Here is a 12,687-nt window from a genome sequence, read left to right as displayed (position 1 = left end):
CTCACTTCCCACCCGCGTCGGCGCCGGTGTCGGCGAGGGCCGCGATGAGCAGCGCCGACGAGGTGGCGCCCGGATCCTGGTGCCCGATGCTGCGCTCGCCGAGATAGCTGGCCCGGCCCTTGCGGGCCTGGAGCGGCGTCGTCGCCTCGGCGCCCCGCTCGGCGGCGGCCCGGGCGGCGGCGAAACCCTCGGGAAGGGCGTCGACGGCCGGCACCAGCGCGTCGATCATCGTCTTGTCGCCGGGCGCGGCACCTCCGAGCTGCATCACCGCGTCCACCCCGGCACGCAGCGCCTCGGCAAACCGCCCCTCGTCCACCTCGGCCGCGTCCCCGAGCGCCTTCCCGGTCCGGCGCAGCAGCGTGCCGTACAGGGGTCCCGAAGCCCCGCCGACCGTCGAGATCAGCTGGCGTCCCGCGAGCACCAGGACGGCGCCCGGCGTCTCGGGTGCCTCCTTCTCCAGCGCCGCGGTCACGGCGGTGAAGCCACGCCGGAGGTTGCTGCCGTGATCGGCGTCCCCGATGGGTGAGTCGAGGGCCGTGAGCCGGTCCGCCTCGCGGTCGACGGACGCGGCGCTCGCGGTCATCCAACGGCGGAAGAAGTCGGCGTCGAGCACGGGATCTCCTTGCATGGTCGGTACGGTCGGAGCGCCTGTCCCTGTCCCTGTCTCACACACCCCAGCGCAGCCCGGGGGTCTTCACCGGCGCGTCCCACAGCCGCAGCAGCTCCTCGTCCACCTGGCACAGGCTCACCGAGGCGCCGGCCATGTCCAGGGACGTCACGTAGTTGCCCACGAGCGTACGGGCGACCACCACCCCGCGCTCGGCAAGCAGACGGTGCACCTCGGCGTTGAAGCCGTACAGCTCCAGCAGGGGTGTCGCGCCCATGCCGTTGACCAGCAGGAGCACGGGATTGCGGGGCGTCATGTCGTCCAGGATCGCGTGGATCGCGAAGTCGGCGATCTCGCCGGACGTCATCATCGCCCGGCGCTCCCGCCCGGGCTCCCCGTGGATGCCGACACCCAGTTCCAGCTCGCCGGCCGGCAGGTCGAAGGTCGGGCTGCCCTTGGCCGGTGTGGTGCACGCGCTGAGCGCCACACCGAAGCTGCGGGAGTTCTCGTTGACCTGCCGGGCGAGTGCCTCGACCCGCTCCAGCGGCTGTCCCTCCTCGGCGGCCGCGCCCGCGATCTTCTCCACGAACAGGGTCGCGCCCGTGCCGCGCCGCCCCGCCGTGTAGAGGCTGTCGGTCACGGCGACGTCGTCGTCGACCAGGACCTTCGCGACCTGGATGCCCTCGTCCTCGGCCAGCTCGGCGGCCATGTCGAAGTTGAGCACGTCGCCCGTGTAGTTCTTGACGACGAACAGCACTCCCGCCCCGCTGTCGACGGCCGCCGCGGCACGCACCATCTGATCCGGCACCGGTGAGGTGAACACCTCACCCGGGCAGGCCGCCGAGAGCATTCCGGGCCCGACGAATCCACCGTGCAGCGGCTCGTGCCCCGAGCCGCCGCCGGACACCAGCGCCACCCTGCCCGCCACCGGAGCGTCCCGCCGCACGATCACCCGGTTCTCGACGTCGACGGTCAGCTCGGGATGGGCGGCCGCCATTCCACGCAGCGCGTCCGCGACCACGGTCTCCGCGACGTTGATCAGCATCTTCATGGGTACCTCCTGATGAGACTGACAAAGGAGCCGACAAAGGAGCCTCTGACCCCCGTTTCCTCAGGTCGGTGTCTCGATCCCAGGATCGGGCGTGTTCCGCGTTCCCTTCGAGCATCCCCGAAATCGCGGGCGGCTACCAGACGCCGGCGGAGGGGGCCGGTCCACCCGCGTCGTCCGGCGGAGCCGGAAAAGACTTCCGCCGACGATGTCGAGAACCCGTGGACGGCTCCGTCCCCGTGGTGAAGGCGCCCACAATGGGCCGCACACGTACCGAGGAGAACGACGATGGCCAAGTACCTGCTGCTCAAGCACTACCGCGGCGCCCCGGCTTCGCTCAACAACGTGCCGATGGACCAGTGGACGCCGGAGGAGATCTCGGCCCACGTGCAGTACATGAACGACTTCGCGGCCCGGCTCGAGAAGACCGGCGAGTTCGTCGACAGCCAGGCGCTCGCCTTCGAGGGGGCGTTCGTCCGCTACGACGGCGAGGGCCGCCCGCCGGTCACCGACGGACCGTTCGCCGAGACCAAGGACCTCATCGCCGGCTGGATGGTGATCGACGTCGACAGCTACGAGCGCGCCGTCGAGCTGGCCGGGGAACTGTCGGCAGCGCCCGGCAAGGGCGGGAAGCCGATCCACGAGTGGCTCGAACTGCGTCCCTTCCTGGGCGCGCACCCCACGGTCACGGAGTGCACCCTGAAGTGAACGAGACCCTGATCCGGAGCCTCACACCGAGCGTGCTCGGGATCCTCGTCCGCCGCGGAGCCGACTTCGCGGCGGCCGAGGACGCCGTCCAGGACGCGCTGGTGGAGGCGCTCCGCGTGTGGCCGGCCGACCCGCCGCGGGATGCGAAGGGCTGGCTGGTCACCGTGGCCTGGCGCCGTTTCCTCGACGCGGCCCGGGCGGACACCGCCCGCCGCCGGCGCGAGGACCTCGCCGAGGAGGAGCCGGCGTCCGGGCCCGCGCCCGCGGCGGACGACACGCTCCAGCTCTACTTCCTGTGCGCGCACCCGTCGCTGACGGCGTCGTCCGCGGTCGCGCTCACGCTGCGCGCCGTCGGCGGGCTGACCACCCGCCAGATCGCCCAGGCCTACCTGGTGCCCGAGGCGACCATGGCGCAGCGCATCAGCCGGGCCAAGCGCACCGTCTCCGGCGTGCGCTTCGACCGGCACGGCGACGTCGCCACCGTGCTGCGCGTCCTCTACCTGGTCTTCAACGAGGGCTACTCCGGCGACGTCGACCTCGCCGCCGAGGCCATCCGGCTCACCCGGCAGCTCGCGGCGGCGATCGACCACCCCGAGGTCGCGGGACTGCTCGCCCTCATGCTGCTCCACCACGCCCGGCGCGCCGCCCGGATCGCGCCCGACGGCAGCCTGGTGCCGCTGGCCGAGCAGGACCGCGGCCGGTGGGACACGCGGGCGATCGCCGAGGGCGTAGTGATCCTCCAGGCGGCGCTCGCCCGCGACCGGCTGGGCGAGTTCCAGGCCCAGGCCGCGATCGCGGCGCTGCACGCCGACGCGCCGACCGCCGGGGAGACCGACTGGGTGCAGATCGTCGAGTGGTACGACGAGCTGGCGGGGCTGACCGGCAGCCCCGTCGTACGGCTCAACCGCGCGGTGGCCGTCGGTGAGGCCGACGGGCCGCGCGCCGGGCTGGCGGCGCTCGCGGAGCTGGACGACTCGCTGCCCCGCCACACCGCGGTGGCGGCGTACCTCCACGAACGCGACGGCGACCTGAGGACGGCGGCGCGGCTGTACGCCGAGGCGGCCCGGAAGGCACCCGACCTCGCCGAGCGCGACCACCTGACCCGCCGGGCCGCCCGGCTGAACGCCCGCCTCTCCCGCTGACGGGGCCGCCCCGGCCCGGGTACGGACTCCGGCGCCGGGCCGCTCACCGGGCCGTGTCATGCCGATCGGTCGTGCCGGTCGGCCGTGCTGTTCCGTCGTGTCGATCTGTCGATGCCGGGCACTCGGGGCGTGGCGGCTCCGGTCCGGAGCCGCCGTGCCAGGCTGGAGGTGTGGGACATGGGTCATGGTGGGAACGTGATCGACGAACTGGTGACCGATCACCACGAGGTCGAGGAGTTCTTCGGCCGGATCGAGGCGCTGCCGTCCGGTGCCAAGGACCGCAAGCTGTACGCGGACCAGGCCACGATGGAGCTGGTCCGGCATTCGGTGGCCGAGGAGGAGTACCTCTACCCGGCGGTACGTGAGCACGTACCCGGTGGCGAGGCGCTGGCCGACAAGGAACTCGAGGACCACGCGCGGGCCGAACAGCTCATGAAGGACCTGGAGGGCTGTCAGGCGGACGATCCCGAGTTCGACCGGCTCATCGGCATGCTCATGCGCGAGATCCGCGAGCACGTGGCCGACGAGGAGCGGAACCTCTTCCCGCGGCTGCGCGCGGTGTGTCCGGCGGACACCCTCGACGACCTCGGTGACAAGGTGCGCAAGGCGAAGAAGACGGCCCCGACCCGTCCGCACCCGGCCGCCCCGGACAAGCCCCCGGCGAACAAGATGCTGGCCCCGGGCGTCGGGATGATCGACCGCATGCGCGACGCGCTGACCGGCCGTGGCAAGGCCGGCTGAGCCGCCCTGAGCCGCTCTCCGGTGGCCGTCAGGCGATGAGCGCGCTGCCCCGGCCGAGGCGGCCGAGAAGCTGAGTGTGGTGGAGGCCGGCCACGGAGGCGAGGAGGTCGGGGTGGCGCAGCAGCGCCGCCGCCTGCCGGTCGCGCCGGTCGGGTGCGACCAGACGCCGGAAGTCCGGCACCGTCCCCCGGGTGTGGTCGCCCCCGGCGAGCCCGGCCACCGCGCCCGCGGCCAGTCCCGGATCGGCGAGCAGACAGGCCGCCCAGCTCGCCACGACCTCGTCCACCCAGCTGCGCCAGGCCGAGTCGTCGGTGCCCCGGCCGGTGTCCGTGTCCACCCCGCCGATGCGGTCCAGCCGGGCCGAGCCGCCCGGGCCCGCGATCCCGAGCAGCGCGGCGTCCGTGACCGTCGGATAGCGCAGCCAGGCCGCGACGGTCACCGCCTGCCGTGCCTGGGCCTCGCACAGGGCGGAGGCGAGCGCGCCGCCGCTCGCCGGGTAGGCGCGGGTCAGCCACTCGGTGGTGGCGGCGATGACGGGGGAGAGATCTGCGAGCACGGAGCCGTCCGGGGTGTGCGGCGAGAGGAACGGGAGAGGAACGGGGAGCTGCGCAAACCGTAGCCCGTGACCCCCACCGGGCGACATGCCCGAGCCCCCACCCCGGCCGTGGCCTCGGCCACAGCGCCCCACCGGCGTCCCACGCCCGGGCCCCCACCCCAGCCGTGGCCTCGGCCACAGCACCCCCCGGCCTCCGCGCCCGAGCCCCCACGGTCATCGCCCAGCCCACCCCACCCCACCGCACCCCAACGCGCCTGATCGCCGAGACCCACCGCCGTGACCCCTCGTCTCCGGCCCGGGCCGGTGGGCACCCCGCCCCGCCCCGCCCGCCCCGCCCCGCCCGCCCCGCCACTGGCCTGGCAGGCTCATGAAGGCCGGGGCCGGGCCTCTGTGATACTGGCGCCGTGCCGTCGACACCGCAGCCGCAGGCCCTGGTTCCCCCGCATCCGATAACGCCCGACGCACCGGACGCGATAGCGCGGCCCTTGCTCACCCAGTCCTGGCTCGACCTCACCTTCGTGCACTGGGCCGCGGACCCGGCCGACGTGGCCGGGTTGCTGCCACCGGGGACCGTGCCGGACACGCTGGACGGGGTGACCTATGTCGGGCTGGTCGCGTTCCGGATGCATCGCGTCGGCTGGCTGCGCCTCCCGGGCGTTCCCTACCTGGGGTCCTTTCCCGAGACGAACGTCCGCCTCTACTCGGTGGACGCGCACGGCCGGCGGGGCGTGGTCTTCCGGTCCCTCGACGCCTCCCGGCTGCTGCCGGTCGCGGTGGGCCGGATCGGGTTCCGGATGCCCTACGTGTGGTCCCGTATGGCGATCGACGCCGCCGCCGACACCGTCACGTACACCAGCCGCCGCCGCTGGCCCGGTCCGCGCGGGGCGAGCAGCCGGCTCACCGTGCGGGTGGGTGAACGGATCGGCGAACCCACCGCGTCGGAACACTTCCTGACCGCGCGCTGGGGCATGCACAGCGCCTTCTTCGGCCGCTCGATGTACCTGCCGAACGCCCATCCACGCTGGCCGCTGCACCGGGCCGAGCTGGTGGAGTGCGAGGAGGACCTGGTGGCGGCGGCGGGCCTGCCGCGGCCGGTGGGGGAACCGGTGAGCGTCCTGTACTCACCGGGCGTCCCGGCCCGCTTCGACCGTCCGGCCCGTCCCCACCGTCCGGCGGGCATCCCGACCCCCTGATCGTGCCCGACCCCCTGATCGTGCCCGACCCCCTGATCGTGCCCGACCCCCTGATCGTGCCCGACCCCCTGACCGCGCCGGGCTCGCTGCCGAGCCCGTGCGGGTCGGTTCCACCGGTTCGGCTACCGGCTCGGCGCGTCCAGGCCCGGGCCCGCGTCCGGCCCGGCGTCCGGCTCGGGGTTGAACACCGGGTGGAAGCTCTCCGGGGGTGCGAGATAGGCGGCGGCCGGCAGTCCGCCGGTGTCGACGACGATCTGGTCCACGGCGATCCCCGGGTCGCCCATGAACACCCGGAGGACGTGTTCGCCGGGTCTGGTGACGGTGACGGTCGTGGTCAGCTTCTCGACGCCCTCCTCCACGTTGCGCGCCCAGGCGTCGCCGCGGTTGCCGGTGGCGACGGCCTGCCCCGACAGGAGGGTGGGCGGCCGGTCGTCGAGGGCGACGGCCAGCCGCCGCGCGCCGCGCTCGTCGAGCGAGGGCAGCCGGAAGACGGTCACGGGGAAGGTACCGGTGCTGTCGAACCACACCCGGTACCTCAACTCCGGTGCACGGGTGGCGAAGTCGGCGGTGATCGGGGCCGCCGTGGACGGCACCGCCTCCACGGCGCCGGTACGGCGTCCGAGGCCGCGCACGGTCCGCCAGCGGGCCCGGCCGCGCGCCACCCGGCGCTCGGTGTGCACCGCGTCGATCGAGACGCAGCCGTTGGCCTCGACGAACCCGCGGGCACGTCGACGCGCTCGCCCCCCGTCGTTGACGACCTTCAGGGGAACCTCGAAACGCAGCGCGCCGCTCGTGAAGGCGACCGTGACGTCGTGCGTGCCCTCGGGGGCTCGCGCCCAGTCGATCCCGACCCACACCCGGGTCTGTTCGGTGAGCGTGCCGCCCGCCGCACTCAGGCGGACCCAGGGGCGGTCGGCCTTCGCGGCCCAGTCGACCGCGAGGAAGCCGGTGTTGAAGACATCGACGAAGCGCCGGTCCCGGGTGGCGGCGGAGAAGGCCAGTGGCCGTTGCGTGCCGGTCTCGTTCCCCTCGGAGGCCACCCCCAGACCCGAGGTCTCCTGCCGGGTGACCCTGGTGACGGCCGGGCGGCCCGGCGCCTTCGGGATCTGCGAGGGGTAGGGGTTGATGCAGCCGTCCCATTTCCCGCCCGCGACCTCCGTGTTGTACCGCTGGGTGAGCGCCGCCTCCTGGCGGTGCGCCGCTTCGGCGAGGTCCGCGAAGACGTTGGTCCCGGCGCCGCGGCCCTGACGCACGGCGAGGGCGTTGCGGTCCGCCCAGTAGTACTTGAGGTTCATCAAGTACGCGCCGTGCACGGGATACCGGACGAGCTCGAAGTAGGCGTCCCGGTAGGCCTCGGGAAGCTCGGCCTCCAGCGTCGCCACCCGTTCGAGCAGACGGTCGTACGCGGCCAGGCGACGTCCCGCCTCGTCCCCGTGGTGAACGACGGAGAACATGTTCCGGTCGATGAACTCCGGTCGCCGCTCCGCCGCGAGCCGGTAGTACTCGCTGCGGATCGAGGCGATCTCCTGGGCGTGCCGGAGCCCGAACTGGCGTCCGTACCACTCCGCGAGGAATCCTCCTCCGACGTCGTCGGCGTGCCACCGCTCCACGTCCCAGGCCATGTCCAGGGAGAAGGACAGTCCGGTCTCGATCGACTTGAGGTCACCGACGTTGAAGATCCACATCCGGTCCACGCCGTGCTCGTACACCCGTCGCAGCTCCTGCCAGACCTTGGTGAGCTGCGTGGTGTCGAGCCACAGATAGCTGCGCGGACGGCCCCAGTAGGAGAGGTGGTAGTAGATCCCGTTGCCGCCGGACCGGGCGCGTTCCGCGTCGTCCGGCAGCTGACGCATATTGCCGTGGTTGTCGTCCGGCCAGATCAGCGTGACGTCGTCCGGGACCCGAACGCCCGCGTTGTACAGGTCCAGGACCTCCTTGTACGGGATGAAGATCTGCGGCTGGGCGGCCGCGCCGACCTCCTCGGCCAGGATCCGGCGCTGGTCGGCGATGATGTCGTTCATCACCACGACCTTCTCCGCGATCGTGGTGGCGTACTTCGTCTCCAGCGCGGTGTCGTGCAGGCCGCGCATGCCGATGGTCCAGCTGCTCTCGTACGCCGCGTTCTCCCGGGCCCGGGCTCTCCAGTAGCCGGAGATGACAGCGGGGTTCACCGTGTAGTCGTACACCGGCAGTCCGCCGTCGGCGCCACGGTGCTCCTCGGCCCACGGCGCCCACTCGTGGACGCCGTTGCGCAGCAGGGCCTCCGGGTGGCTGGAGCCGACGACGATGCCGTACCGGTCGGCGAGTCCGGGGTTCTCCCGGTACTTGTTGAAGAAGTCGGAGTACGGGTGCATGGCCGGCCACAGGTAGTTGGCCTTCAGCCGCAGCAGCAGTTCGAACAGGCGCTGGTACGTCTTCGGGCCGATGTTCTTGTCCGGCTCCTGGGTGCGCTGCGACCAAGTGGTCAGGTTCTGCTCGTCGTTGATGAAGACACCCCGGTAGCGGACCGACGGTTCGCGCCGTTCGAAGGGGCCCGCGGGCACGGACACCGTGTCCCGCTGCTCCACGGGTACGTCGGCCCACCAGTGCCAGGGTGAGACGCCGACGCGTTCCGAGGTGTCGTAGATCCCGTAGACCGTGCCGCGCCGGTCGCTGCCGGCGATCACCAGCGCGCGGTCCACGCCGGGTGCCGGATGCTCCACCACCTGGGTCACCGAGGCCTCCCAGCGCCCCGTCACCCGCCGGACGTCGAGCCGTCCCCGCGCCGCGAGCCGGTCGATGACCGGACTCGCACCGAGGGTGCCCACCAGGACCAGCGCGGTGGCCCGTTCCGGCAGGGTGTGGCGTAACCCGGGCCTCACCCCGCAGACCCGCTCCACGTCGGCCCGGAGGTCGCCGGCCGCGCGGATCACGGCGGGGTCGTCGGCCGCGTCCACGAACACGTCGACCGCGACGCCGTCCCGCGCCAGGTCGAATCCGGGACGGGCGCCCGCCGACGCGGCGTGCGCGGCCACCGGGAGCACCGCGGGCAGCAGCGGGGCCAGCCCGACGGCCGACATGCCCCGCAGGAAGGCCTTTCGGGTCCACGGCTGTGAGGGGTCCTGCGGTGCGGTGGTCGGCATCGACGCTCCTGGTCCGGGCAGTGACGGCTACGGCAGTGGCATGACCATGCTAGAAAGCGCTTTCCTCGCACCTTAGGCAGACGTCGGGGGCGGCGTCCATATCCGTGCAGGCCGCTGCCGCCGTTGCCGCTGGCGCCGCCGATGCCGCCGATGCCGCCGGTCAGAACGGCACCGGTGGCGGCACGGCCCTGCACGGCCTGGCGGCGAACCCCTCGGATGGCGGGAAGCCGCCCCCCTCCGTGCGGTCGGGAAGACGCGGCCGTGCCGCCGCGCCGGTTCCTCAGTAGGCTCTCCGGCATGCGGATCTCCGTCTCCTCGGACATGGACGAACCAGTGGCCCGCGCCCTCGTCGCGGAGCTGCGCGGCCGAGGGCACGACGTGGTGCCGTACGGCGCGCTGCGGCCCGGCGACGACCCGCAGTGGGCGGTGTGCTCGGCGACGGCGGCCCGGGACGTGGCCGACGGGACCTCGGAGCAGGCGATGGTGTGCTGCTGGACCGGCACCGGCGCGTCGATCGCCGCGAACAAGGTGCCCGGCGTCCGGGCCGCCCTGTGCGCCGACGCCTACACCGCCGACGGCGCCCGCCGCTGGAACGACGCCAACGTCCTCGCCCTCAGCCTGCGCCTGACCTCCGAGCCGCTGCTCAAGGAGATCCTCGACGCCTGGTTCGCCGCCGAGTCCGGCGGGGACGCAGAGGACCGGCGGAACGTGGCCCATGTCGACGGCCTCGACGCCGCCCGGGCACGCTAGGGGCCCGGGGCCGTCTCCGTGCCGGGGCGCCTAACGCCCGGCGGACCGGGCCCGCCGCCTCCGGCGTGTGATCGCGGGGCGGTGGGTCACCCGCGTACCGGGTGCGCGTGGGTGATGCCCACGACGCTGCTGCTGGTGCCCCCGCAGGGGAGACCGTGGCCGGGCCGGAATCCGACACCGCCGGGGCCGCCGCCCCTCGTACGGACGGCTTCGCTCCTCCGTACGGCTCGTTCGGCTCTGCCGGGTACCCGGCGGCCGGAGAGGGTGGGGAGGTGCGGACCGGCACGCACCTCCGAGCGACCCGATCCGGAAGGGAACCCGAGATGCCCGTCGAACCGCAAGCGACGTCCGCCCGGCTCACCGACGACGAGCTCAGGACGTTGCACGCCCACTGGCGCGCCGCGAACTACCTCTCCGTCGGGCAGATCTACCTGATGGCCAACCCGCTGCTCACCGAGCCGCTGCGGCCCGAGCACGTGAAGCCGAGGCTGCTGGGCCACTGGGGCACCTCACCGGGGCTGAACCTCGTGTACACCCACCTCAACCGCGTCATCCGTGCCCGTGAGCTGCGTGCCCTGTGCGTGTGGGGACCCGGCCACGGCGGTCCCGCGGTCGTCGCCAACTCCTGGCTGGAGGGCACCTACACCGAGACGTATCCGGACGTCACCCGCGACGCGGCCGGCATGGCCCGGCTGTTCCGGCAGTTCTCCTTCCCCGGCGGCATCCCCAGCCATGTCGCCCCGGAGACGCCCGGCTCGATCCACGAGGGCGGAGAGCTCGGCTACTCCCTCTCGCACGCCTACGGCGCCGCCTTCGACAACCCGGACCTCCTCGTGGCCTGCGTGATCGGCGACGGCGAGTCCGAGACCGGGCCGCTGGCCGCCTCCTGGCACTCCAACAAGTTCCTCGACCCCGTCCACGACGGAGCGGTCCTGCCGATCCTCCACCTCAACGGATACAAGATCGCCAATCCCACGGTGCCGGCCCGGATCCCCGAACCCGAGCTCGACGCGCTGCTGCGCGGCTACGGCCACGATCCGATCCATGTCACCGGGGACGAGCCGAACGCCGTCCACCGCGCGATGGCGCAGGCCATGGACACCGCCCTGGACCGCATCGCCGCCCTCCAGCGCGCCGCCCGCGAGGACGGCTCCGGCGAGCGCCCCCGCTGGCCGGTGATCGTGCTGCGCACCCCGAAGGGCTGGACCGGCCCCGCCCACGTCGACGGACTGCCCGTCGAGGGCACCTGGCGCGCCCACCAGGTGCCGCTGTCCGCCGTCCGGGACAACCCCGAACACCTGCGCCAGCTGGAGGCCTGGCTGCGCTCCTACCGGCCCGAGGAACTCTTCGACGACCACGGCGGCCCCCGACTGGACGTCCTCGCCTGGATCCCCGACGGCACCCGCCGCCTCGGCGCCACCCCGCACGCCAACGGCGGGCTGCTGCTGCGCGAACTCCCCCTGCCCGAACTGGAGTCGCACGCCGTCCCGGTCGACAGGCCCGGCGGCACCCGGCACGAACCCACCGCGGTACTGGGCGGGTTGCTGGAGGAGGTCATGCGGGCCACCGCCGACCGCCGCGACTTCCGTCTCGTCGGCCCGGACGAGACCGCGTCCAACCGGCTCCAGGCCGTCTACGCGGCCAGCGGCAAGGCCTGGCAGGCGCAGACCCTGCAGGTCGACGAGCACCTCGACCGGCACGGCCGGGTGATGGAGATCCTCTCCGAACACACCGGTGATGGAGATCCTCTCCGAACACACCTGCCAGGGCTGGCTTGAGGGCTATCTGCTGACCGGCCGGCACGGACTGTTCTCCTGCTACGAGGCGTTCGCGCACATCGTCGACTCGATGGTCAACCAGCACATCAAGTGGCTGCGCGTCACCCGGAAGCTGCCCTGGCGGGCACCCATCGCCTCCCTCACCTACCTGCTCACCTCGCACGTCTGGCGCCAGGACCACAACGGCTTCTCGCACCAGGACCCCGGTTTCGTCGACCACGTCCTCAACAAGAGCCCGGAGGTCGTCCGGGTCTATCTGCCGCCGGACGCCAACACCCTGCTGTCGGTGGCGGACCACGTGCTGCGCAGCCGCGACTACGTCAACGTCGTCGTGGCCGGGAAGCAGCCCTGCTTCGACTGGCTGAGCATGGACCAGGCCCGCGCCCACTGCGCCCGCGGCGCCGGCGTCTGGGACTGGGCCGGCACCGAGAACGGCACCGGTGAACCCGATGTGGTCCTCGCCTGCGCCGGTGACGTCCCCACCCAGGAGGTGCTGGCCGCCGCCCAGCTGCTGCGCGGCGAACTGCCGGAGCTCGCCGTCCGGGTCGTCAACGTCGTGGACATCGCCCGATTGCTGCCGAGCGAGGAACACCCGCACGGCATGGGCGACTTCGAGTACGACGGACTGTTCACCACCGACAAACCGGTGATCTTCGCCTACCACGGCTACCCGTGGCTGATCCACCGCCTCGCCTACCGCCGCACCGGCCACCGGAACCTGCACGTGCGCGGCTACAAGGAGTTCGGTACCACGACCACGCCGTTCGACATGGTCGTGCGCAACGACCTGGACCGCTACCGGCTCGTCATGGACGTCATCGACCGCGTCCCCGGACTCGCCGTGCGCGCCGCCGCCGTACGCCAGCGGATGGAGGACGCGCGACTGCGCCACCACGACTGGATCCGCGTCCACGGCACCGACCTTCCCGAGGTGGCGGACTGGACCTGGGACGGGTGAGGCGGCGGGCCATCGCAGGCCGGCCAGGGCGCACGGACCGGGGCGGACGGCGCAGGGGGAGGGGCAGCGGGCGGGCCGTCGTGC

The 12,687-nt window shown here is 73.0% G+C and carries 9 protein-coding genes and 1 pseudogene; 6 read left to right on the top strand and 4 right to left on the bottom strand.

The features are described from left to right. Nucleotide 1: 1 nt before the first annotated feature. Together dhaL and dhaK are read right to left on the bottom strand one after the other, a co-directional pair. Nucleotides 2-613 (bottom strand): dihydroxyacetone kinase subunit DhaL, encoded by a 612-nt coding sequence (dhaL, locus tag ASD48_RS31610; RefSeq protein WP_057605229.1) that lies wholly within the window; start codon nt 611-613, stop codon nt 2-4. 52 nt (nt 614-665) lie between these two features. Beyond that, complete coding sequence (dhaK, locus tag ASD48_RS31605) at nt 666-1,658, bottom strand: dihydroxyacetone kinase subunit DhaK (RefSeq protein ID WP_057605228.1); 993 nt, start codon at nt 1,656-1,658, stop codon at nt 666-668. Between the two features lie 285 nt (nt 1,659-1,943). On the opposite strand from dhaK, the gene ASD48_RS31600 reads away from it, so the two are divergent. From ASD48_RS31600 to ASD48_RS31590, 3 genes are all read left to right on the top strand, one after another. After that, entirely contained in the window at nt 1,944-2,363 is a 420-nt protein-coding gene (locus tag ASD48_RS31600) for a YciI family protein (RefSeq protein WP_057605227.1), read from the top strand. Continuing rightward, the gene (locus tag ASD48_RS31595; RefSeq protein ID WP_057605226.1) at nt 2,360-3,505 is read left to right on the top strand and encodes a DUF6596 domain-containing protein; all 1,146 of its coding nucleotides are present in this window, start codon (nt 2,360-2,362) and stop codon (nt 3,503-3,505) included. The genes ASD48_RS31600 and ASD48_RS31595 overlap by 4 nt, the downstream gene beginning before the upstream one ends. A gap of 177 nt (nt 3,506-3,682) precedes the next feature. Continuing rightward, nucleotides 3,683-4,246, top strand: a complete 564-nt coding sequence (locus ASD48_RS31590; RefSeq protein WP_057605225.1) for a hemerythrin domain-containing protein — start codon at nt 3,683-3,685, stop codon at nt 4,244-4,246. Between the two features lie 28 nt (nt 4,247-4,274). On the opposite strand, the gene ASD48_RS31585 is transcribed toward ASD48_RS31590, so the two are convergent. Continuing rightward, a complete protein-coding gene (locus ASD48_RS31585) occupies nt 4,275-4,802 on the bottom strand; it encodes a hypothetical protein (RefSeq protein WP_057605224.1) in 528 nt (175 codons plus the stop codon). 404 nt (nt 4,803-5,206) lie between these two features. Here ASD48_RS31585 and ASD48_RS31580 point away from each other — a divergent pair, with 404 nt between their 5' ends. Then, the gene (locus tag ASD48_RS31580) at nt 5,207-5,995 is read left to right on the top strand and encodes a DUF2071 domain-containing protein (protein ID WP_057605223.1); all 789 of its coding nucleotides are present in this window, start codon (nt 5,207-5,209) and stop codon (nt 5,993-5,995) included. A gap of 122 nt (nt 5,996-6,117) precedes the next feature. Here the strand turns inward: ASD48_RS31580 and ASD48_RS31575 are convergent, their stop codons facing one another. Beyond that, nucleotides 6,118-9,054: a glycosyl hydrolase 115 family protein gene (locus ASD48_RS31575; protein ID WP_199876084.1), complete on the bottom strand. Its 2,937-nt coding sequence runs from the start codon at nt 9,052-9,054 to the stop codon at nt 6,118-6,120. A gap of 360 nt (nt 9,055-9,414) precedes the next feature. On the opposite strand from ASD48_RS31575, the gene ASD48_RS31570 reads away from it, so the two are divergent. Both ASD48_RS31570 and ASD48_RS31565 read left to right on the top strand, forming a co-directional pair. Beyond that, nucleotides 9,415-9,867, top strand: a complete 453-nt coding sequence (locus tag ASD48_RS31570) for an RpiB/LacA/LacB family sugar-phosphate isomerase (protein WP_057605558.1) — start codon at nt 9,415-9,417, stop codon at nt 9,865-9,867. Nucleotides 9,868-10,190: 323 nt separating this feature from the next. Beyond that, a pseudogene (locus ASD48_RS31565) lies at nt 10,191-12,603 on the top strand (phosphoketolase family protein). Nucleotides 12,604-12,687: the final 84 nt, after the last annotated feature.

This window comes from Streptomyces sp. Root1310, assembly GCF_001426425.1.
Taxonomy (GTDB): Bacteria; Actinomycetota; Actinomycetes; order Streptomycetales; family Streptomycetaceae; genus Streptomyces.
This window is presented reverse-complemented; position numbering and strand designations above follow the sequence as displayed.

Excerpts from the sequence above, each read along its gene's own strand:
- dhaK (WP_057605228.1), bottom strand. The coding sequence starts at position 1,658 with ATGAAGATGCTGATCAACGTCGCGGAGACCGTGGTCGCGGACGCGCTG.
- ASD48_RS31570 (WP_057605558.1), top strand. The coding sequence starts at position 9,415 with ATGCGGATCTCCGTCTCCTCGGACATGGACGAACCAGTGGCCCGCGCC.
- ASD48_RS31575 (WP_199876084.1), bottom strand. The coding sequence starts at position 9,054 with ATGTCGGCCGTCGGGCTGGCCCCGCTGCTGCCCGCGGTGCTCCCGGTG.
- ASD48_RS31590 (WP_057605225.1), top strand. The coding sequence starts at position 3,683 with ATGGGTCATGGTGGGAACGTGATCGACGAACTGGTGACCGATCACCAC.
- ASD48_RS31600 (WP_057605227.1), top strand. The coding sequence starts at position 1,944 with ATGGCCAAGTACCTGCTGCTCAAGCACTACCGCGGCGCCCCGGCTTCG.